Raw genomic sequence first — 21,151 nt, 5'->3', positions numbered from 1 at the left:
AACAGCGTGCTGAGTTTCAAGACTCCTACAAAGCACTTAAAGACCTTCGCAATCAGCACGACGCTGAGATGCGCTTGCTTATCTCTGGTGAAGTCACAAACACCGAGCGACTTTTCGAATTGGTTTCAGAGTTGAATGCGGCGCTCGGCCGATTTGTGACCGCAGGTGCACCCTTCGTTGGTTTCAAGAAACTCAACACGTGACGAGGTCGCAAATGCGAAACGAAATTCCACCGGAAAGCCGACTTTGGAACATCGCCCAAAACATCGGCATTTTCTAGGCAGACGCTGTCGCACGCAGGCCGGAGCATGTCGAAGGTGATGCGAAGAACTTCTTCATCGAACATCCTTTCGCGCCAGGTGGTCCGAATATTTTCATCCGATTTTCGGGCGGTTTGCTCGACCGAACAACGCAACTGCGCGCCGACGAACTCGAAATTTGCGTCCGCAATATCTCGAATACCGTGTTGGCTCGACGTCCTGCCTATGAGCGTGGGGTGGCAATTGGAACAGTGAGCAGCGCGCAACCGTTTATTGTTGAGCTTGATCCAACGATATTCGATGACCTTCGTGAGGGTTGACATCACCCATTCTGCTTTTGCTGTAGCGCGTTGTGCAGCTTCGCGACCTCTCTAGGGTTCGCGTCGCGCCACTCTTGCCAACTCGGGTCAGTCAACTTTCAGTTGGTCCACCCCAGTGTATCGATTGCATGCTCGCGCGGCTATATGCCAATCAGGCAGGGATTGAGATTAGCTTTCAGGGCCTCGCAAAGTCATTCGGCGTTAGCCATATGACCTACAAACGAACTTACGCTAGATTCGACGACGCGCCGCCGAGCTTGAGCAACGGGCAATTTTTTGCAGCCGCCGAATTTCGAACGTACGGGTTGATCGGAACCGACATCGAAAATGCACCTCCAAAGTGCGACTTTAGTGGGCGTTACGTTGTCATCTGCTCGTCGTCAGAAGAATTGACTTGAGTGTTACCGTGCGACAGTATTTTTTCATTTGTAGCGCTCAATCCAGTTTGCCCCCCGGCAAACCAGCGCCTCGAAATCGTTCTGGTTTCGGATCAGCGTGCGTTACACCGCTGTACGACTCAAAACGGGCTTTTTGAAATTTACGAAATCTCCTTCAATTTACGCTGCCTGCTGAGAGGGCTCACGCTAAGGAGATGAACCATGAAGAACGTGTTCGCCATTTGTGCTGTTACGCTAACGGTCCCATTGGCCGGTTGCGGATTAATCGCCCCTAGTCCCGTTCAACCGAGTGACATTACGGTCGAGAAAGCATTGACTTCCGTTGGTGACGGGCTGGCCGGCTTCAAAAAGCAGCTCGACCAGAATGACATGAAACTCGGCTTGTATGTCGACACCATTAATATCGAACTTGATCTGACGACGGACAAAAAGGGCGATGGAAAACTGTCAGTCGATTTCTCGAAAGGCCTCCAGCTCGGCCCGCAGTTGGGGATGGAGCAGTCGGTTGACGCGAGCCGCGGAAGTAAACTGACGATCACGCTTAAGCAGGCAATGGTCCCGGCCAAGGGCGCGCAGCAGACAAGCGCTGCTGGGAAGGATGCTGGCGAAACGAATGGAGGCGGTAACGGAACCGCTAGAAACGGCAATGCCGGCAGCGGGGCGCAAGGAACTGTTTCGGTGCCTAGCGAAATACCGTTTTCTTATTCTCCTAAGGCACCGATATTTTCGGTGCCGTCAAAAACGCTCGGTTCTGATTGAACGTCGTCTTTCAAAGCACTGCGGAGCCCGATTGCACTTTCGCCAAGGGCTTCCCCTGTCAGATCAGAAAATCGGAACGATGCTGCTGAGCCCTCTGTTCTGTGTCGACTCCATAGAGAAATTTGGAGATCGCTAGAAGAGTTCCATTGGCCGAGTCTTCTAGCAGACGATCGCGAAGTCGATCCCGGCTCTTGTTTAACCTGAAATTAACCCGCGACCTTTGTTCCGTCAGGCGATGGTGGTCAAATATCACGTAAGCCCCGTCTTCTCTAGGAACCGCGTCATTTTGATGCGCTCCCCTTCGGCCCAGTCACGGTACGCGGTTTCGTCATAGTACGCCCCCGCCAAAAGTCGTGCGGAATCATCAAGCGACGTTGTGTATTCCGCGATATTCATGTGAAGTTGCTGATCTAGGTCGATGCGTTCAGCTATGCGCCGACGGATCTTGCCTTGACAAGTCTGGACGATCTGAGCCAGCGGCTGAACTTGTGCCGCCGGAACATGTGCAATTCCAAATTCATCTGGTTGCCGCGGCGAGGGAACCCGCTTGCAATAGAATCCGAGTGAAAGCATGTCACAACTCGCGTCTTGCATAGTGACGTGGTACTCATAGTGCGGCAACATATCGGCCCGCCAAGCAGGCTGCTCCTGCGTCAGCGCGGTCAAGATCCAATGTGCGATACCGAGAGCAAATACATTAGAGTGTGACGCGGCCGACAGTCGCTCAGCTCGAATGCTATTTTCGTCAAACTCCTCTTGCTGGATTAGGCCGTGATCTAAAATTTCCGTCTTGACGGTTGGATCTTGCTCGATCGCTAAGTTTAGTCGCTCGATGAAACGGTCCATCGTTTCTGCGTTAACGGCGTTACGATCTGATCGTGTCGTTAGAAAGAGAAGCCAGTCTTTGCTTCGATTGTTAGCCTGATGCTGGAGCAACGAAAACAGTGCGGATGGAATTGTCGCATTGGTTTCGTTCGGCATGCTCTCAGCAAACGAGCCGCATAAGTCAATGTTCACTACGTCGAACGAGCGTTGCATCGTTATGATGCGCGATGACGCGATTGAACGCTTTATGGCGAGGTGTTCAAAGCGGTCTGTCACAACCTCCGACGCTTGATGAATTCCTGGCATTGCCCTCACTTGGTTGATCAGTGCGCGATTGAGCGCCGCATCGCCGTCGTCGTCGCCGCTATTTAGCCCAATAAACTGAAGTTGGATCTCTCGACCTTCACATACAGGACGAATTGACCTCACATCCAAGAGATCGGGACCGGGGAGACTGAGATAACGTAGGGGCTCTTGCAGGTCCTTCAGGCGCAATTCGTCAGCGAGACGTCCAATGCTTTCCGCCCACTGAGATGTTCTGACCCATTGCTTTCGTGGTTTGTGCCAAGGCAGAAATTCTCGACGAACCTCTAGTGGTGTATGTTCGGTCGTTGTCGGCGCAACATCTTGTTCGAGGCTCGGATCGCCATCGCCGAACGGATTATCTTGTTCGATCATTTCTTGATATCTACAGAGAAGATTGCCACGATCTTCCTCAGCAATTCGTCGCGCTCATCGTCCGATAGGGTGTCGAAGACATGGTAGTCTTGAAGCAGAGAAGCGACTGCTTTTATTTGTTGCTCGAGAAGTTCCTCTTTAAGCTTGTCAGATTTCGTGACTGGTCGTTTAGCTTTGCGTGGGCTAAAAACAGTGGTGCGATCGAAAACTAACCCGCTGTGCGTTGCTCGTAGTAGGGGGGATTCCGAGAAACTCACTTCTGCCCGTGAAGTTCCCGGACCTTCATTTTGCTTAACGATTGCCGAGAGTTCGCTCACAGCTGCGCTAAGGCCTCCCTCCAACTTGACAGTATTCGCCGCACCTGTAACGGCCTTTTGACGTGACATCACTTGTCTTAGCGCGTTATGTACCCACTTCTTCAACACTTGATAATGGGTGTGAGCGATATTGAATGACTCTCGATCGATGTTTAGCGCCGCATCTAGTCCGCGCTTTACATACACCTCAGCCGTCAGTTGCCGAAGTCGAGTTAGTTCCGATATCTGGTACTTTAGGAAGTGATCGTCGAACAATATGCCGCTCGCGCCGTTAATGCGCACCATGATCCCATTGTGATCGGCAGGCACAATTTTTGGTTGCCAGCAAAAGTACGCCTCGAATTCGAGCGGCCCACCGCTGTACTCAACTGACACTGAGGCAAGGTCAGACTTCATTCGCCCTACAAACATCAGAGCGTTAGGCATTATCGGGGCTGCCGTTAGTTTTGCCGATGCAGCATCGCCAGATTCAGAGAATTGAATCGGGCGCTTCAATTCGATCTCGTCGACGATGACCGAGAAGGGCGTCGCGCTGTTGGGGGCGTCACCCGTCAAACCAAACTTCGATGAAATGCTCTCATTAGCACCGAGTTCAACACGATCAGCTCTTGCTCGAACACCCTTGTTGCTGATAGCAAAGATCGGAATGCCGTCCTGCCCTTGCAGGTCAAAGGGTGCTTTGTCTACATATGGCAACGGAACCGATAAACTTAACGTCCAAAGCGTGCGGAAGTAAGTGTCGAGAACCTCGTTCAGTCGGATGCGCTCTGTGGTTTCGCCAGCGAGGTTGCGCACACCCGCCGTTAGTCTCTTAAATTTCTCGGATGGGCTGTCGTCGTTTAGCCAAGGGAGGGACGGGAGTTCGAGCAGCAATTCGCTGTCTCGCTTGCTTACTCGACCAATATGAAAGGACGGGATCGGTGGCTTTTCATAGAATTCTTCCAAGTCGAGTGCATCCGTCTCCCCTTTCGAAGGGGATGCCGTGCTTGCATCGATGTTACGGTCCGTATCGTCGAATTCTTCTTCTGTATCGTCATTCAGTTCAGGTGAAATTGCGGCCCAAAGTGACTGTGACTGCAAACTCTCTCGAACAAAGCCTCGAATATCAAGCAGTGTAATCTCCGTGCCGTGTGACTCGAGATCGTCGGCGGGAATTGTCTTTATCTGGGCCTTGCCGGTCACATAGACGTCTTCGCCTGATTCTGACTTAGGTCGGGGTACGTCACTCTGAGGAACTAGCAGTATGTCGCAGATGCGCCTTACGTCCTCCCCCTTGACCTTCGTAACAATGACGAGGTGGTGCGTTAGCTGAGAAACGGAAAAGAGCCCAATGCCAAGCTTTCCGATGAGCTTGCGGCCATTGGGGCTCCGCGACGTGTCCTGATCGCTCGCGACGTGGAATTGGCTGCCTTTATCGGTCCTTTTGAGGCTGCCCCCAATATGACAGATAACGTGAACGAGAGCTTCTTCGGTTAGCCCATAGCCGTTGTCGCGCACGACGATTCGCGAAAACCGCGGAGCATCGGTATCAATTCGGACTTCGGTCGCATCTGCATCATAGGCGTTTGCGATTAACTCGCGCAGTGCCGACGCGGGCTCACGGTAGATGCCGTCAGTGATTCGCGCAAAAACGCGCTCGTCCGTTTTGAGCGTTGCAGCGACGACGCTTCCCGTGCCACGTGCGCTGCGCACGCTTGCAAGAAGGTTTTTTTCGTCTTCCGACTTTGTACTATTCATGTTCTCGCCTTTGGATTGGGCGGGGAAGGTACTTTTTAAGCTGATTTGCTATAGCGTGTGCAACAGGTGGTGGCACAGCATTCGAAATCTGCGTCACTTGCTCACTAAGATTTCCCTTCAGTATGTAGTCCGGTGGAAAGCCTTGTAAGAGCATAGCTTCATATAAGCTCAGGCGCCGTAAGCCCGATGGGTGCACGTGTATCTCTCTGTGACCATATGCGACAGTGCGGCTTGGCTTGTCCCAATCCAATCGGATAAGCGATCTCCCGCTGCTGACAAGATCGGCGCTAAATCGGCTTGAACGTGGGCGCATCGTCCAGTGATTAGGATGATGTGGTATGTCGCGCGGCGTCAGCGAGCGATTGAAAAATATTGGAGGTGGCAAATGGCCAATGGCGTGTCTGACCGTAGAGCGCACGGAGCTCGAAGGCGAGGGAAACGCAAATTCCTTTTCGCTCATTCCTTTTCGAAGACCCACGAGAAAAACCCGCTCTCGGGTCTGCGGAACGCCAAAATCCGCGGCATTTATCAATGCGACCGAAACATTGAAGTGCTTCGCTAGTTTTCTTTTTAGGCTGGTAAAAATGCGTTGATTATTTTTCGCGAGCAATTCGGGAACATTTTCAAACACGAAAAATTGAATAGGATAAATTTCGGCGAGATCCACGATAAGCGCCGCGTACCGGCGCGCAAGCATATTGCGAGGGTCTGCCTGCGATCGTTGCGTGTTTGCTCGGGAGAAGCCTTGGCACGGTGGCCCACCGATAATTCCGACGGGAGAAGCCGACGGAGAGCGCGCCTTGAGAAACTCTGTGATGTGAGCGGCCTTTGCATAAAGCAAGTCGAGTGTCTGCGCGACAGGCTGATTTGAATTCGCGTTGTGCGTGTCTATCGCTGCCTGAAAATAGTCGGCAGCAAAAATTACATCGTAGCCTGACTTGGTAAATCCAAGATCTAGGCCGCCAGCCCCGCAAAAGAAGCTCAATATCTGGGGGCGAGCGCCGACCGATTCACTCTCGGCATGTACGGCTCCGTTGTCGTGGTCGCGGCCAATCGAGCGAGGGTTCTGGAGCTGATCGTCCATTGAATCTTCTTGTGGCGGGTTGCGGAATTGGCAGGATTTTACCTGACGTGGCATTCGCCCCCCTAGCACGATTTGCTCGTTGAGACTGCGAGAGTCGAACGCTTTGAGAGATCGAGACGTTGCGCCATCTGGCGGTCCGAACCGTACAGGACGTGCGCTTGGCCTATCGTCGTCCCAGCGATCGCGGCAAGCATATTCCGGTCACGCATGTTGGTCATGCATAGGATAGTGCGCTCGCTTGACCTAGGTGAGCAATTCTTGAATGCTATTTTCCCGTCAAGTGCAGATGACTCCGTTGGTTGCATTTGCAACGAGAGAATACTCTGAACGCCCATCAGTTACGCACGCGTTGTGATTTCCGCGTGTCGATAACTTACCTTGGCAACATCGAATGTCCCAAAATCCAGTCTGTCAGGTAAAAGACACTTTTTCGCAACACGTGTCCACGTCGTACCCGCAATTCATTGGGGTATTATTGCAATGCATTGCCGAGCCAGCCGCTCCGAAGCTGTTCCTTGGGCAAGGGAGTTACCCTTGGCCGCTGGAAGCTGCCGCAAAGCGAAAGACGTTGTTTCTTGGCGTAACTTTTTGCGTAGGTTTTAGATTAGTCGCTTATCTATTTGGAAATAGGCGTTATTTCGAAGAAAACGAGTAATCAGCCAGCGCAGATGCGCGGTTCGCCGCGCGTCTGCCGATGCTCGCAGTCTCGCCGGCATCCATTCGCTTTCTCCGCGCTCCCACACGCAAGCCTCAGCCGCCAACCTGACGCTCACTGGCTAAGCGCATTACTCGCGGAACCGTGCGCAATGTCGCGCCCACAGTCCGGCGACGTTCTTAATCCGCGCATCGAACGTTTCAGAAAACATCGCGTCCGGAGACGGCACGGCCAGTCGCAGGCTGTCGTAAAGCGACAGCGCGGGGTTATCGGGATTCAGTTGCCAGGACCGCGATGCTGCGGATCGTGCGCTTTCCGGTTTGCCGTCCTGCCAATCGAACACGGCCAGCGCGCCCCACGCTTCGGCTAACTCGTGATCGAGCTGCGTCGCGTGCGCAAAGCATGCGCGCGCACTGCGGCGTTCCCCGGCCAACAGATGAGCCCAGCCGCATGCGACCCGCAGGTCGGCCCGATGGTTGAATGCCTTGACGGCGTTGTCGAGTTGAGCCGCGGCGGCGTCGCCATGCGCGAGCGCGAGCAATGCGAGGCCGATGCCGAGTTTCGCGCGCGAATGCTCGGGACTCAACGCCAACGCATCGCCGAACGTCACGTAAGCCTGATCCGGCAAACCGTCGGTGAGCAAGAGCAATGCGCGGGCGGTGAGGCCGTCGGCGGAGTGTGCGGCGCGGTCGGCGTAGTGACGCGCGGCCTGACGATCCGTGGGGCGGTCTGCGTCACCCTGGCCATCGCGGTCGAACAGCGCGATGGCGAGCAGTCCGCGCAACGCTTCGCCGACCTGTGGGTCGTCTGCGTAGCGCGCCGCTAACGTGATGGCGTCGTCCGGGCGGTCGCCCAGATAGAGCGCCCGCGTTTTGAGTTCCGATGCGGCAGGCATCGCGGCGAGGATCGGCTCGTCGAGCAACGCGATGGTCTCCGCGAAACGACCGAGCATGGCTTTCGCATAGGCGAGGTTGTAGCGCACGGCGAACGACGTGTCCGTTGCCGACAGCGCTTCGAATGCGTGGCTCGCGGTGTCGAAGCGTTGCGTGGCCAGTGCGCACAAACCCTTCAGGTTCAACAGCGGCGGCGTGAGCGGCGACACGGCCTCACGCCTTTGCAGCAGCGCGTCGCACTGGTCGAATTGTTGCGCTTCATAGGCGGCGACGGCAGCTTCGTCGAGCAGCGCCGGATTCGCCGGGTCGTTATGCAATGCGTCCGGATGAGGGTCGAAAGTGGTGTGCATGGGCGGCGTAAAAATTCCGATAGTCCGACAGTCCGGTAACCGGGCGGCGGACCGCATCGGCAATATGGGGTCGAGCTTAGCAGTGCGCCGTTTTTCACACCAAGTGATAAATGCGGCCTGCGTGAATATCCTACAGATTCGATTATTTCTTACACATGAGTCAGAAGTTTTTGACGTCGAATGTCACTTCTTTCTGGCGCGTGTTGTCATCCGTTTCGTTTCATTCATACGCGTCGATTTTCTTGACTAAAAATGACAATGCGTCGCGTAGCGCGGTGAAATAATAAAAAAAAGAAACGCCGTGTCAGTGACGCGCGTGACGTCTGGAATCGCGTTTGATAAAGCGCTGGCTGCCTGGTTTTGCGGGCGGCGAGTGTGAATGACGTGTGGGTGGGAAGTCGCTTCAATTCAACAGGCAATACCATGCAATTGCTGATTCGCTACGCTTTTATCTCTGTATTTATCGTGTCTTTTTTCGCGGGCTGCGCGAATGGCGTGTCGCGCGATACCTCGCGGTTCAGCGGTATCAGCATGGCGCCACCCAATATGTCGGCAACCCATCTGGGTAACGCACCGGTGAAGGTCAATATCACGCTGAACGACGCCGCGCAGGTCGCGTTGAAGGACAACCCGAAGTTCAGCGCGAAGGCGCTTCAGGACACGATCGAACATGCATTGGCTGCGCGCAATCTGCTCGCCGCGCAAGACAGCGCCAATCCAATGTATCTCGATGTCGAACTCACGGCGATTCACGTGCGCTCGAACGCGTCGTCGACATTCTTCGACTTTCTGGCCGACAACGATCGTATCGACGCAAACGTGAGCCTCGCACACACGCGCGATCTCCCGCCGGTCAATCGTTTTCAGGTTTCCGCGTCGTCTCGGGGCGGCTTGATCGGCAAACCGGGTAATTCACGGGTCGAGTCGATCTATCAGAAGTTCTCGGATAAAACGCTGGTCGAATTCCTGCGCTGACGAACGAGCGGCAAAGCGAGCGGCAGGGCGAGCGCGCACCGCGCGCGGACGCGTCGGTGCGCACCACGCACGCGTTGCCGCGCGTTGCACGCGCGCTGACGCACGTGCGGCAAGCTCGCTTACGCGCCGCCCACGCCGGTCAATTGCGCATAGACGCTATGCGACAGGTTCAGCAGCGTCTTCCGTTCAATGCCACCTGACAGCGCATAGCCGTAATCGCCGTCAACCCAGTAGAACACGTTGACCGGGCCGTCCTGATAGAGCTTGAACGCAGTCGTGTTCGCGTTGACCTTGCGATGCGAAATACACAGCGTCAAGCGCTCGCCCTTCGGTCCGCGATACATAAACTGCGCGACCGGACCGTCGTCTCCGGGCAGCAGGCGGCCGCCGGTCAGTTCGAAGCCGCTTTGGGTGAGCATCGGCGGATGAACATCGGTGCCGAGCTTGTTGGCAAGCCATTTGACGAAATCCTGTTCGTGCGCGGCATCGAGTTCGTCGGGGCGCGTGACATCGGGCATATAGACCACGTGCGCGATCGCGGCGGCATGGGCAAAGCCTTCGGAGCCGTCCCAGCTGACGCCCCGCACCGCACCCTCGCCACCGCCCTGGCCCACCGACGCAACCGATGCAACCGAAGCCGATCCGCCCGCGCCACTGTCCGCGAACATGCCGCTGCGCTGGACGCCCACGCCGAGGCCGACGCCGAGCACCAGCATCGCGGCCATTCCCGCGAATTGCGACCAGTTCGCGGCGAAGCGCCAGCGCTTTTGCGCGACGCCACCGGACGCCGCCGGGTCCGCATCAGATGACGACGCAGACGACACACCAGCCGACATCCCAGCCGACACATCGTCCGTCGTACCGGATTCGTGTTCCGCATCGCTCGTCGCCACGGCCGCCTTCAGGCGCTGCGGCACCGGCTCGTTCAGCACGCGGTCGTAGCGTTCGTGAAACAGGCTGTTCAACGCAAAGTAATCGCTGACGCGCGCGGCGAGTTCCGGTTGCGTCGTCAGTGCATGGTCGACGTCGGCGCGTCGCTGGTCGGACAGCGTGCCGTCCACATACGCGTGCAGTTCGTCTTCGCCAATGGGCATCGTGTGTTCGTTCATCGCACCACCTTCAGTTTCGCGCCGGATTGCTGACCGGTCATCAACGCGCGCAGCCTTTCCCGGCCGCGCGATAGCCGCGACATCACCGTGCCGATCGGCACGTCGAGCGCGAGCGCGACATCCGCGTAACTCATTTCTTCGAGACCCACCAGCAGCACGACCTGGCGCTGATCGACGGGCAGCCGTTGCAGCGCGTAGTCGAGATCGCGCATTTCCAGCGAACGGGTCTGACTCGCCGGCACGGCAAATTCGCTTTCGGGCAGGCTCTCGTCGTCGACGGAAACGTGGACCGCACGCGCCGACGCCTTTCGCACCTGGTTGGCGAACACGTTGTGCATGATCGTAAACAGCCATGCCCGCAGATCGGTGCCGGCCTGAAACAGGCCGGTGCGACTCAGCGCGCGTTCCAGCGTGTCCTGCACCAGATCGTCGGCGAGTTCGCGATTGTTGATCAGCGCCCGCGCGTAACGCCGCAGCCGCGGAACGTGTTCCTGAAACTCGTCACGGATATCCATGTTCAAGCCCGCCCAGAGGTGCGCGCCGGGCCGGGACGGACGAGGCGTCCGGCGTTCGGCACGCCTGTCTGCATTTTAGGCCGGGCTATCCGGATGGCGTCGGCCGCGTGCCGGGGAAAGCGTGGGGCGTAGAAGGGGATAGCGATCATGTCGTTCACTTCATCGTCATTGCGTCGGCGGCGCGCATCAGGTCGTGCGCGCGTGCGGCCCCGGCCAGCACATAGCGCCGGCCGTGCGTGGTCCAGATCAGCAGACGCAGATCGCCGACCCGCCGCGCCATCCATTGCGGCTGCGCCGTCGTGGTCAGCGAAAACGCGGTCAGCAGCACGATCGGTTGTGAATCGCGGTTCAGGTACACGTATTCGGTGGCGCGCGACACCGTGCCCAGTTTCAGCGTCCGCTGCGACACGAGCCGCATGTTCACGGACGAAAGATCGGGCGCGGCGGCGGCCTGTTCGGGCGACAGCGCAGGCAACGGCGCGGCCTGGACCGCCGACGCGACCGGCAAACCGGCTGCCGTCGCGCCAGTCGTCGTGCCGTTCGTCGGCTCGTGCTCGCCGGTCAATTGCGTCAGCACCGTCACCGCGGCGTTGTTCAGCGCCTCGGCCGACACTTGCGACGCCGCGATCCAGCCGCTCGCGGCGATCAGCACGACCACCAGCGCAATCGCCAGCGTCAGCAGCGGCCGCACCGCGCCGCGCCACGCGCGCGGCGAACCGTTGCGACGGCGCATACCTGCGATGTCGGCGGCGGCGCACGCCGGGCGGCACGCCGGCAACGCGAACGAACCGCCCGAACCGCGCCCGGCCGCATCTGCCGGCCCCGGATCCGCATCCGGTTCGTCAGCAGCGGGGAACGCGTCGCGCATCCGCGCATTCAGCTGACCGTAAAACGCGACGCGCCGCGCTTCGCCCGCCCGGCTTCGCAGATAGCGTTGCACACGCGCGGTGCGCGGCGCGGCCAGCAGCCCGTCCGCATAGGCGTTCAGGTCGGTTTCGGACGGCAGATCGGGCGTGGAAGGATCGTTTGGCACGGTGTGAGCACTCGCGGGGCTCGCGAGGAAATGAGGGTCTTGCACGGTGAACACGGTGGCCTTCCATTTATTCCATCTCTTATTTCACTCTTTTCCGGTTCGCCCGGTTTTCGAAAACGCCCGCTGTCGTTACACATCGGAGGAATAGGCTGACCGCCGGGTCGGAAATATTTTGCGAGACCGGCGGAATAACGGCGTGCTGACTGTGTTCTCCCGTTACCGGCCGATCTTTCCGAGCGGCCCGATCCTTCAAGGGAGTCTTTGTGACGAAGCCACCTTCTCCGCCCACCGCGCGCATCTGCGTGCCGTGTCGGCTTGCGGCGATCGGCGCCGTTGTCGTAGTGCTGGCCGGCGGGTTTGCGTACACCGCCGGCTGGTTGACGCCGAAACGTCTGACGACGCAACGCATCGTCAACACGCTCGAAACCAACGGCGGCGTTCATCCCGGCTACCGCCGCAACCATGCGAAAGGCTTGTGCGTGGAAGGCTATTTCGACAGCAACGGCAACGCCGCGTCGCTGTCGAAAGCCGCCGTGTTCGCGCCGGGACGCACGCCGGTGCTGGGGCGTTTTGCGATTCCCGGCGGAAATCCGGTCGCGCCCGACGGCAGCGTGCCGGTACGCAGTTTCGCGTTGCAGTTCACGCAGGCCGACGGCCAGCAATGGCGAACCGGCATGAACAACACGCCGCTGTTCATCGTCCACACGCCGCAGCAGTTCTATCAGCAACTGGTGGCGTCGAAACCCGATCCGGCCACCGGCAAACCCGATCCCGCGAAAATGAAGGCGTTCGTCGCGGCCAATCCGGAGGCGCGGCCGTTTCTCGCGTGGCTGAAGGCGCATCCGCCGTCGTCCGGGTTCGACAACAGCGCGTACTACAGCATCAACGCGTTCAACTTCATCGACGCGTCCGGCAACAGCCACGCGGTGCGCTGGGCGGTGCAGCCCGACACGCCGTATGCGCCGATGAACGACGCGCAAAAAGGCACGGTGGACTTTCTGTCGGCCGATCTGGCGCAACGGCTGCAAGCCGGTCCGGTGAAATGGCATCTGCTGGTGACGGTCGCCGCGCCGACCGATCCGACCGACGACGCGACGCTGCAATGGCCCGCCGAGCGCCAGCAGATCGATGCGGGCACGCTGGTGATCGAGCATGCTTCGTCGCAGGAAGACGGCGCGTGCCGCGACGTCAACTACGATCCGACGATCCTGCCCGACGGCATCCGGCCGTCGAACGATCCGCTGCTGGCGGCGCGCTCGGCCGCTTACGCGGTGTCGTTCAACCGGCGCACCCGCGAAGAGGCGCTCGACCCGGACCTGCATCGACCGAAGCCGGCCGCGCCGCAAACACCGCCCGGCCCGCAATCGCAACAGACCTCGCCGCAAACCGGAGCCCGCTCATGACGCCCGTTCAGACGCATTTCAGCCCCGTGCAACGCCTGTTGCACTGGACGATGGCGCTCGCGATTCTCGCCATGCTGTTTATCGGCATCGGGATGGTCGCGACCGTTTCGCGTGCGCACGACACGCTGATCGCGCTGCACCGGCCGCTCGGCATCGCAATCCTGTTGCTGGTGATCGTGCGGATCGCCGTGCGCTTGCGGCGCGGCAGTCCGCCTTTGCCGCGCGAGTTGCCCGCGCTACAAAAGATCGCGGCCAGGCTGTCGCATCTGGTGTTGTATGCGCTGATGCTGGCGATGCCGTTGATCGGCTGGGGGATGTTGTCGGCGGCGGGGTATCCGGTGACGTTGTTCGGTCCGGTCCATCTGCCGCCTATCGTGCCGCACGACGTGAAGCTATACACGTTGCTGCGCACGCTTCACACGTGGCTCGCGCTGGCGTTGTTCGCAACCGTGCTGTTGCATCTGGCCGCTGCGTTGATGCACGGGCTGATCCGCCGCGACGGCGTGTTTTCGAGCATGGCGCGCGGCGGCAGCACTAACTTCTGATGCGTGCGGACGACGGGTCGTAGGCGGCTTTCAGATGCAGCGTGGCCGGCAGCCGTTCGCCGGCCAGATCGATCGCATACGAACCTCCGTTCAGATAAGCGGTATCGACGACTGCCTGCGGGTGGCTGCCGTTCACGTAACCCAGCGCGACCGGACAGCCCAGCGTATGGCCGAACGCCGCCGAGCTGACGAACCCGACCGGCACGCCGTCGCGCAAGATCGCTTCGCCGCCCCATAGCATGCGGTCGGTCGCGCCATCGACGGTCAGCGTGACGAGACGGCGGCGCAACGGCTGATCGCGCAACGCGAGCAGCGCATCGCGGCCGCGAAACGGGATGTCCGTGTCGAGCTTGCACGCGAACGACAATCCCGCCTCGAACGGATTCGTGTCCGGCGTCAACTCGCGGCTCCACGCGCGGTAGCCTTTTTCGATGCGCAGCGATTCGAGCGCGTAGTAGCCTGCATCGACGAGGCCGAACGCGTCGCCGGCCGCGCGTAGCGTCTCGTAGACACCCACCGCGAATTCGACCGGCACATACAGTTCCCAACCCAGTTCGCCCACATAGGTCAAACGCGTCGCGCGCACGGTCGCGTAGCCGATATCCACTTCGCGGCTCTGACCGAAGCCAAACGCGGCGGGGCGCCAGTCGGCTTTCGACACGCTTTGCAGCAGCGCGCGCGCCTGCGGGCCCATCACGGCCAGCACCGCATATTGACCGGTGACGTCGGTGAGGATGCAGTGGCGATCGTGCGGAATCAGCCGTTCGATCGCGTCGAAATCGCGCGTGGTTTGCGCGGAGCCGGTCACGATCAGGTACTGGTCGTGCGAGAGACGGGTGACCGTGAAGTCCGATTCGTAGCCGCCGCGCTCGTTCAGCATGCCCGTGTAGACGGTCGTGCCGGGCGGCACGGCGACATTGTTCGCGACGATTGCCTGCAACACCCGTTCGGCATCGCGGCCTTTGAGCAGGAATTTCGAGAACGATGTCATATCGAACAGCGCGACGCTTTCGCGGCACGCGCGATGTTCGGCGGCGCTCCACGGCAACCAGTTCTGCTGACCGAAGCCGTACTCGATGCGCGCGGCATCGCGCGACGGCGCGAACACGTTCGCCCGCTCCCAGCCCATCTTGCTGCCGAAACACGCGCCCGCGTCACGCAGCAACGGATACAGCGGCGAGCGGCGCAGCGGCCGCGCGCTGTCGAGTTCGCGATTCGGCCACGGCATCGCGTAATGCAGCCCGAGCGTTTCCTTCACGCGGTCGTGCAGCCAGTTGTCGTTGCCGTTGAAACGGGCAAAGCGGCGAATATCGACCGGCCACAAGTCGATCGTCGGTGCGCCGGCGACGATCCATTCCGCGAGCGCCATGCCCGCGCCGCCCGCCGACGCAATGCCCATCGAATTGAAGCCCGCGCCGACGAAGAAATTGCGCAGTTCCGGCGCTTCGCCGAGGATGAAGTTGTTGTCCGGCGTGAACGACTCCGGTCCGTTGTAGAACTGCCGGACCTGCGCGGTTTCGAGCGCGGGCACGCGTTGCAGCGCGTTTTCCATCAGGATTTCGAACTGGTCCCAATCGTCGGGCAGCAACTGGAATTCGAAGTTGTCGGGAATGCCGTTCATGCCCCACGGCTTCGCATCCGGCTCGAAGCCGCCCATCACGAGGCCGCCCACTTCTTCCTTGAAATAGATGAAGCCGTCGGGGTCGCGCATCACCGGCAGATCCGGATGCACCCCCGCGATGCGCTCGGTGACGATGTAGTAGTGCTCCGCCGAATGCAGCGGCACGGTCACGCCGGCCATCCGCCCAAGCGCTTTCGCCCACTGGCCCGCGCAATTGACGACGATCTCGGCGTCGATCGTGCCTTCTTCGCCGTGCTTGTTGCGCCACGCGACGCCGCTCGCGCTCGGGCCGGCGGGCGTGTCGCGCGTGTGGATCGCGGTGATGCGGGTGTTTTCGACGATCCGCGCGCCGCGACTGCGCGCGCCGCGTGCCAGCGCCTGCGTCAGGTCGGTCGGGTTGGCCTTGCCGTCGCCGGGCAGCCAGACCGCGCCGAGCAGATCGTCGGTGCGCATCGGCGGCCACAATTCGCCGGCCTCCCGTGCGCCGATCACGTCGCACTGCACCCCGTACGCCCGTGCGACGGCTGCGGTGCGCTTGAGTTGCGTCATCCGTTCCGCCGTCCGCGCCACCGACAGCGATCCGCATTGCTTCCAGCCGGTGGCCAGCCCCGTTTCTGCTTCCAGCGATGCGTACAGCGCCGTGGAATAGCGGATCAGCTTCGTCATGCTTTCCTGCGCGCGCAACTGTCCGACGAGGCCCGCCGCATGCCACGTCGTGCCGCACGACAACTGGCCTTGTTCGAGCAGCACGACATCGGTCCAGCCGAGTTGGGTCAGGTGATACGCGACCGAGCAGCCAATGATGCCGCCGCCGACGATCACGACTCGGGCATGGCGAGGAACCGGGGAAGAGGTAGACATGATGTTAGGGTGTGAGGAATTGTGTGGCTTTGAGTGGGAATGTGTGGATTTGACTCAGGCGGTCAGAATGCCTCGTCAGAGTCGCCGAGGCAAGCCTGTCATGAAAATTTCACGCTTTCCGGTCCACCAATGCGCCGAGTTTTGGTCGCTTGATGGGCCGGATCATGTCGAAATGTGTGGATTTTGTGTGTATCGTGTGGTTTTGGTGGGGGAACATGTGTTTTCATTGCGTATGGCGTGTCGAAAGCCCGTCCTACGGTCCCAATTTTTTATCTTCGAGCGCGTTCAACATGTTTTCCGGTCAACGCCAAACTGAAATTCTGCGCATCGTGCGAGTCCGGCAGACCTGCACGATCACCGAACTGGCCCAGATCTTCTCGGTCTCGGACGAGACCATCCGGCGCACCATCAAGCCGCTGATCCGCGACGGCCGTTTGCTGAAAGTGCATGGCGGCATCGTGTTGCCCGACCGCCTCGACGAACCGCCGTTCCCTCGTCGCATGATCGAAAACCGTCCGGCCAAGCAGGCGCTGGCGTTGAATGTCGCCGAGCGGGTGCGCGACGGCGATTCGCTGATCATCGACGGCGGCACGACCGCCGTGCATATCGCGCAGGCGCTGCTGACGCGCTCGCGTTTGACGGTCGTGACGAATTCGACGGAAGTGGGACGGATTCTTGCGGCATCGAATGGAAACCGGGTTTTTCTCGCAGGCGGCGAATTGCGTTCCGACGACGCGTGCGCGTTCGGTGACAGCACGCTGGCGTTTCTCCGACAGTTCTATGTGCGCTATGCGATCGTCTCCGTCACCGCGATCGACGCGCAGGCGCGCTTCATGAACGCCCATCCCGCCGACGTCGCGTATGCGCTGGCGGCATTCCGGCAAGCGGAAGTGCGGGTCGTCGTCGCCGATCACACCAAATTCGGCCATAGTGCGCTGGTGCATGCATTCGGCAGCGACGCGGTGGATCTGCTGATCACCGACGAAGCGCCGCCGCCGCTTGCGCATCTGTTGACCGAATCGGACGTGGAGATCGTATGTGGCGCCGCTGACGACGCCGGATCGGGCGTCGAAGACGACGCCGATGCAACCGGCCCGGCGGATTGTCCGTCCGCGTAACGGCGCCGCGCGACGCCGGATCGACCCTGGCCAGATGGCCAACGCCCGATCGACGTGCACGCCCGTTCGAAATGCACGCGTAAAATAGTCAGGCTCAAGGCAAGCGATGCAGGTCCGCGAGCGCGGCGTGGTCGATTTATGCCGGTCAGGCGAGGTTCACCGCAATCGTGAACGCGCGCCGGCCGTCTCCGCACCGCGTCCGTCGTGCATCCGCATTGCCGCCACCGCCGATTTGAACAGCATGGATGGGTCTCCCGGATGTCGCCAGTTTTCTACGAGCGTTCGCAGGTCAATAAATGGTTGGGCGATCCCACGGTCGCCAAGGCGCGCACGTATATCGACGCGGTATCGCATCTTCGCTGGGACAACAACGACTCGCTGAGCGCCGAGGTGCAAGGCACGCAGCGCGCGCCGTACCGGGTTCATATCCATTTTTACGATCTCGACGACGGCGCGAAGATCATCGGCGACTGCTCGTGTCCGGTCGGCTACAACTGCAAACACGTCGCCGCCACCTTGCTGGCGGGACTCGAAAAGCAGATGGGCGAACCGGCGCCCGGCGAGTTGCGGCCGGAGCTGATTCGCTGGCTTGAAGCCTTCCGTAACAATGCTGCGACCGCTGAGGCCAATGCGCGCGCCGAAGCGCGCCGCACCGATCCGGCGCGCACTCACGTGCTCGCGTACGTGCTCGGCTGGTCGATGCATACGCAACGTCACGAAATCCAGCTATTCAAGGCGCGGCTCGGTATCGACGGCGAGGTCCGCTCGATCGACGAAGCGTGGAGCAATGTCGAAGCCGCGCTCGTCAAGCCGCCCAAATTCGTCGTCGAAGAAGATCTGGTGATCCTGCGGGCGCTGTGGCTTGGCCGCTCGCCCAATCAGGGGCACTTCGTGCTGCGCGGCGCGAACGCGGGCGAAGTGCTGCACAAACTGATCGCCACGGGCCGACTGTTCGCGACCCTCGCGGCAAGCAACGACCCGTCCGGGCGGCCGGTGCCGCTGACGCTCGGCGCATCGCGGCCGGGCCGGATCGAATGGCAGCCGCAAGCGGATGAGCGGCTGCGGCCGGTGTTGCGCACCGAACCGCCGTCCACGATGGTGCTGGCCACGGAACCCGTCTGGTATGTCGATGCGTACGCAGGCGAAGCAGGCGTGGTGGACGTGTCGTTGCCGTTCCAGCAGTTGCCCGACTATCTGTCGATGCCGCCTATCTCGCTGTCGGAAGCGCCGCTGGTTGCATCGGTGCTGAGCGAAATCGCGCCGGGTCTGCCGTTGCCGCCGTCAACCGACACCGCGGCCGTCCGCGTGATCGACAGCGCGCCGATGCCCGTCCTGACGCTCGACTCCATCAGCGCCACCGTCAGTTCGGGCAAGTACGGCTACAAACAGCAGATCATCGACATCGCATCGGTCAGTTACGACTACGAGGGCATCGGCATCAACGCGGACAGCAGCGCGACGCTGGTGCCGGTGCCGGGCGGCAAGGTGATTCACCTGCGCCGTCGTTACGACGCCGAGCGCCAGCGCCTGCTCGATTTGCGCAAGACCGGGTTGCAGACGCTGTCGTCCGGTGCGATCCACGCACGTCAGCCCACCTCCGGCACGGTGCTGGTGCTGGCCGATCAGGAAGCGTGGCCCGCGTTTATCGACACGGCCGTGCCCAAGCTCGAAGCCGCCGGCTGGCACGTGGTCAAGGCGCCGGGGTTTCGCTACAACGTGATCGACATCGACGAAATCGACGGCGTCGCGACCCAGGCGCGCGACGGCTGGTTCGACCTCGAAATGGGCATCGCGCTCGGCGAGCGGAAAGTGCGGCTGGAGCCGTTGCTCGCGAACCTGTTCCGTCGCGACAAGCGCTGGCTCGGCGGCAATCTCGACACCATCGCCGACGACGAACCGATCGATCTCGCCACCGACCGGCAGGAGCGCGTACGCCTGCGTGCCGGACGGCTAAAACCGGTGGTGCGCGTGCTGGTCGATCTGTTCGACGGTCTGGTCGGCTGGCGCGGCGAGACGCCGTTGCGGGTGGCCGCGCTCGACGCCGGGCGGCTTGCCGGCCTGAACGACACCGGCCGCTGGATGTTCACCGGCGACGATTCGATCCGCGAAATGGCGCGGCGGCTGAAGCAGGGCGGCGGACTGCAACGCACGCCGCTGCCCGGCGGGCTGCACGCGGAATTGCGCGAGTATCAGCAGCAGGGTCTCGACTGGATGCAGTTTCTGCGTGCGCACAATCTGGCGGGCGTGCTTGCCGACGACATGGGGCTCGGCAAGACCGTGCAGACGCTCGCGCATATCCTCGCTGAAAAGGAAGCGGGGCGGCTCGACCGGCCGGCGCTGATCATCGTGCCCACCACGCTGGTCCATAACTGGCGCGACGAAGCGCAGCGTTTTGCGCCTGACCTGAAAGTGCTCGACCTGAACGGCCCGCAGCGCAAGGAGCGTTTCGAGCAGATCGGCGAACACGAGTTGATCCTCACCACGTACGCGCTGTTGTGGCGAGATCATGCGGCGCTGGCCGCGCACGAATACCATCTGCTGATTCTCGACGAAGCGCAGTACGTGAAAAACGCCACCACCAAGGCGGCGCGTACCATCCGCGATCTGAACGCGCGCCACCGGTTGTGTCTGAGCGGCACGCCGCTGGAGAACCACCTCGGCGAGTTGTGGACGCAGTTCGATTTCCTGTTGCCGGGTTTTCTCGGCAGCCAGAAAGACTTCACCAAACGCTGGCGCAATCCGATCGAAAAGGGCGGCGATACCGTGCGGCGCGAACTGCTTGCGCGACGCATCCGGCCGTTTATGCTGCGTCGGCGCAAAGACGAGGTCGCGAAAGAATTGCCACCGAAAACCACAATCATCCGCAGCGTCGATCTGGAAGGCTCGCAGCGCGATCTCTACGAAACGATGCGCACGGCCATGCAGGAAAAAGTGCTCGCGGCGGTGTCGGCGCAAGGGCTCGCGCGCAGCAAGATCATCGTGCTCGATGCGTTGCTGAAACTGCGGCAGGTGTGTTGCGATCCGCGTCTCGTGAAGCTCGCCAATCTCGGCGAAACCGGTGCGCCCGGCAGTCAGGCGAATGCGGACAAGGCGATCAGTTTGCAGCAGTCCGCGAAACTCGAACTGTTGCTGACCATGTTGCCCGAACTGATCGAGGAAGGACGGCGCGTGCTGCTGTTTTCGCAGTTCACCGGCATGCTCGCGCTGATCGCCGAAGCGCTGGATAAAGAGTCGATTCCTTACGTGATTCTCACCGGCGACAGCGCCGACCGCGCCACGCCCGTCAAGCGCTTCCAGAACGGCGAAGTGCCGCTGTTCCTGATCAGCCTGAAAGCGGGCGGCGTGGGTCTGAACCTGACGGCAGCCGACACCGTGATCCACTACGATCCGTGGTGGAATCCGGCCGCCGAAAACCAGGCCACGGACCGCGCGCACCGCTTGGGCCAGGACAAGCCGGTATTCGTTTACAAGCTGATCGCGGCGGGCAGCATCGAAGAAAAGATCGTCGAATTGCAGGAGAAAAAGGCGGCGCTCGCGGACAACATCCTGTCGGAAGACGCGGCCGGATCCGTCAAGTTTTCCGACGACGATCTCGACGCGCTGTTCGCGCCGATGCCGGAGATGGATCGCGCGGGCTGACCCGGAAGGTTGCACGCGCAACCGCTCGAACCGCACGTCGAAGTTTCTTTATTTTT

The 21,151-nt window shown here is 60.5% G+C and carries 15 protein-coding genes; 6 read left to right on the top strand and 9 right to left on the bottom strand.

Annotated features, from left to right (window positions below):
• Positions 1-52 precede the first annotated feature (52 nt).
• The gene (locus PW947_RS19125) at positions 53-583 is read right to left on the bottom strand and encodes a hypothetical protein (RefSeq protein ID WP_299633928.1); all 531 of its coding nucleotides are present in this window, start codon (positions 581-583) and stop codon (positions 53-55) included.
• A gap of 596 nt (positions 584-1,179) precedes the next feature.
• On the opposite strand from PW947_RS19125, the gene PW947_RS19120 reads away from it, so the two are divergent.
• Positions 1,180-1,737 carry a hypothetical protein gene (locus PW947_RS19120; RefSeq protein ID WP_299633927.1) on the top strand — a complete coding sequence of 186 codons (558 nt, stop codon included), beginning with the start codon at positions 1,180-1,182 and terminating at the stop codon, positions 1,735-1,737.
• A 249-nt stretch (positions 1,738-1,986) separates the two neighbouring features.
• Here PW947_RS19120 and PW947_RS19115 read toward each other — a convergent pair whose 3' ends face one another.
• From PW947_RS19115 to PW947_RS19100, 4 genes are all read right to left on the bottom strand, one after another.
• The gene (locus PW947_RS19115; RefSeq protein ID WP_299633926.1) at positions 1,987-3,240 is read right to left on the bottom strand and encodes a hypothetical protein; all 1,254 of its coding nucleotides are present in this window, start codon (positions 3,238-3,240) and stop codon (positions 1,987-1,989) included.
• A complete protein-coding gene (locus tag PW947_RS19110) occupies positions 3,237-5,294 on the bottom strand; it encodes an ATP-binding protein (RefSeq protein WP_299633925.1) in 2,058 nt (685 codons plus the stop codon). The genes PW947_RS19115 and PW947_RS19110 overlap by 4 nt, the downstream gene beginning before the upstream one ends.
• On the bottom strand, positions 5,287-6,378 hold the full coding sequence (locus tag PW947_RS19105) for a DNA cytosine methyltransferase (protein WP_299633924.1): 1,092 nt from the start codon (positions 6,376-6,378) through the stop codon (positions 5,287-5,289). The genes PW947_RS19110 and PW947_RS19105 overlap by 8 nt, the downstream gene beginning before the upstream one ends.
• A 785-nt stretch (positions 6,379-7,163) precedes the next feature.
• Complete coding sequence (locus PW947_RS19100; protein ID WP_299633923.1) at positions 7,164-8,276, bottom strand: hypothetical protein; 1,113 nt, start codon at positions 8,274-8,276, stop codon at positions 7,164-7,166.
• A 423-nt stretch (positions 8,277-8,699) separates the two neighbouring features.
• Here PW947_RS19100 and PW947_RS19095 point away from each other — a divergent pair, with 423 nt between their 5' ends.
• Positions 8,700-9,251 (top strand): hypothetical protein, encoded by a 552-nt coding sequence (locus tag PW947_RS19095; RefSeq protein WP_299633922.1) that lies wholly within the window; start codon positions 8,700-8,702, stop codon positions 9,249-9,251.
• Positions 9,252-9,370: 119 nt separating this feature from the next.
• Here PW947_RS19095 and PW947_RS19090 read toward each other — a convergent pair whose 3' ends face one another.
• The 3 genes from PW947_RS19090 to PW947_RS19080 all read right to left on the bottom strand — a co-directional run bounded on the left by PW947_RS19090 (position 9,371) and on the right by PW947_RS19080 (position 11,908).
• Entirely contained in the window at positions 9,371-10,360 is a 990-nt protein-coding gene (locus tag PW947_RS19090; RefSeq protein ID WP_299633921.1) for an anti-sigma factor, read from the bottom strand.
• Positions 10,357-10,875 (bottom strand): RNA polymerase sigma factor, encoded by a 519-nt coding sequence (locus PW947_RS19085; protein ID WP_299633920.1) that lies wholly within the window; start codon positions 10,873-10,875, stop codon positions 10,357-10,359. Before PW947_RS19085 ends, PW947_RS19090 begins: the two co-directional genes overlap by 4 nt.
• Before the next feature lie 154 nt (positions 10,876-11,029).
• A complete protein-coding gene (locus PW947_RS19080) occupies positions 11,030-11,908 on the bottom strand; it encodes a transcriptional regulator (RefSeq protein ID WP_299633919.1) in 879 nt (292 codons plus the stop codon).
• Between the two features lie 263 nt (positions 11,909-12,171).
• On the opposite strand from PW947_RS19080, the gene PW947_RS19075 reads away from it, so the two are divergent.
• Both PW947_RS19075 and PW947_RS19070 read left to right on the top strand, forming a co-directional pair.
• Entirely contained in the window at positions 12,172-13,311 is a 1,140-nt protein-coding gene (locus PW947_RS19075) for a catalase family peroxidase (RefSeq protein ID WP_299633918.1), read from the top strand.
• The gene (locus PW947_RS19070; RefSeq protein ID WP_299633917.1) at positions 13,308-13,856 is read left to right on the top strand and encodes a cytochrome b; all 549 of its coding nucleotides are present in this window, start codon (positions 13,308-13,310) and stop codon (positions 13,854-13,856) included. The genes PW947_RS19075 and PW947_RS19070 overlap by 4 nt, the downstream gene beginning before the upstream one ends.
• On the opposite strand, the gene PW947_RS19065 is transcribed toward PW947_RS19070, so the two are convergent.
• Positions 13,846-16,338: an FAD-dependent oxidoreductase gene (locus PW947_RS19065; RefSeq protein ID WP_299633916.1), complete on the bottom strand. Its 2,493-nt coding sequence runs from the start codon at positions 16,336-16,338 to the stop codon at positions 13,846-13,848. The genes PW947_RS19070 and PW947_RS19065 overlap by 11 nt on opposite strands.
• Positions 16,339-16,628: 290 nt before the next feature.
• On the opposite strand from PW947_RS19065, the gene PW947_RS19060 reads away from it, so the two are divergent.
• Together PW947_RS19060 and PW947_RS19055 are read left to right on the top strand one after the other, a co-directional pair.
• Positions 16,629-17,456, top strand: a complete 828-nt coding sequence (locus PW947_RS19060) for a DeoR/GlpR family DNA-binding transcription regulator (RefSeq protein WP_299633915.1) — start codon at positions 16,629-16,631, stop codon at positions 17,454-17,456.
• A gap of 258 nt (positions 17,457-17,714) precedes the next feature.
• The gene (locus PW947_RS19055; RefSeq protein WP_299633914.1) at positions 17,715-21,095 is read left to right on the top strand and encodes a DEAD/DEAH box helicase; all 3,381 of its coding nucleotides are present in this window, start codon (positions 17,715-17,717) and stop codon (positions 21,093-21,095) included.
• The last annotated feature ends 56 nt before the right edge of the window (positions 21,096-21,151 follow it).

Source organism: Paraburkholderia sp., assembly GCF_028283785.1.
In the GTDB taxonomy this organism is placed as follows: domain Bacteria; phylum Pseudomonadota; class Gammaproteobacteria; order Burkholderiales; family Burkholderiaceae; genus Paraburkholderia.
The sequence above is the reverse complement of the archived record's forward strand: the minus strand, read 5'-3'. Positions and strand labels throughout refer to the sequence as shown.

Coding starts and splice junctions, on each gene's coding strand:
- PW947_RS19070 (WP_299633917.1), top strand. CDS start 13,308: ATGACGCCCGTTCAGACGCATTTCAGCCCCGTGCAACGCCTGTTGCAC.
- PW947_RS19095 (WP_299633922.1), top strand. CDS start 8,700: ATGCAATTGCTGATTCGCTACGCTTTTATCTCTGTATTTATCGTGTCT.
- PW947_RS19125 (WP_299633928.1), bottom strand. CDS start 583: ATGTCAACCCTCACGAAGGTCATCGAATATCGTTGGATCAAGCTCAAC.
- PW947_RS19060 (WP_299633915.1), top strand. CDS start 16,629: ATGTTTTCCGGTCAACGCCAAACTGAAATTCTGCGCATCGTGCGAGTC.
- PW947_RS19120 (WP_299633927.1), top strand. CDS start 1,180: ATGAAGAACGTGTTCGCCATTTGTGCTGTTACGCTAACGGTCCCATTG.
- PW947_RS19055 (WP_299633914.1), top strand. CDS start 17,715: ATGTCGCCAGTTTTCTACGAGCGTTCGCAGGTCAATAAATGGTTGGGC.
- PW947_RS19100 (WP_299633923.1), bottom strand. CDS start 8,276: ATGCACACCACTTTCGACCCTCATCCGGACGCATTGCATAACGACCCG.
- PW947_RS19115 (WP_299633926.1), bottom strand. CDS start 3,240: ATGATCGAACAAGATAATCCGTTCGGCGATGGCGATCCGAGCCTCGAA.
- PW947_RS19105 (WP_299633924.1), bottom strand. CDS start 6,378: ATGGACGATCAGCTCCAGAACCCTCGCTCGATTGGCCGCGACCACGAC.
- PW947_RS19065 (WP_299633916.1), bottom strand. CDS start 16,338: ATGTCTACCTCTTCCCCGGTTCCTCGCCATGCCCGAGTCGTGATCGTC.
- PW947_RS19110 (WP_299633925.1), bottom strand. CDS start 5,294: ATGAATAGTACAAAGTCGGAAGACGAAAAAAACCTTCTTGCAAGCGTG.
- PW947_RS19085 (WP_299633920.1), bottom strand. CDS start 10,875: ATGGATATCCGTGACGAGTTTCAGGAACACGTTCCGCGGCTGCGGCGT.
- PW947_RS19090 (WP_299633921.1), bottom strand. CDS start 10,360: ATGAACGAACACACGATGCCCATTGGCGAAGACGAACTGCACGCGTAT.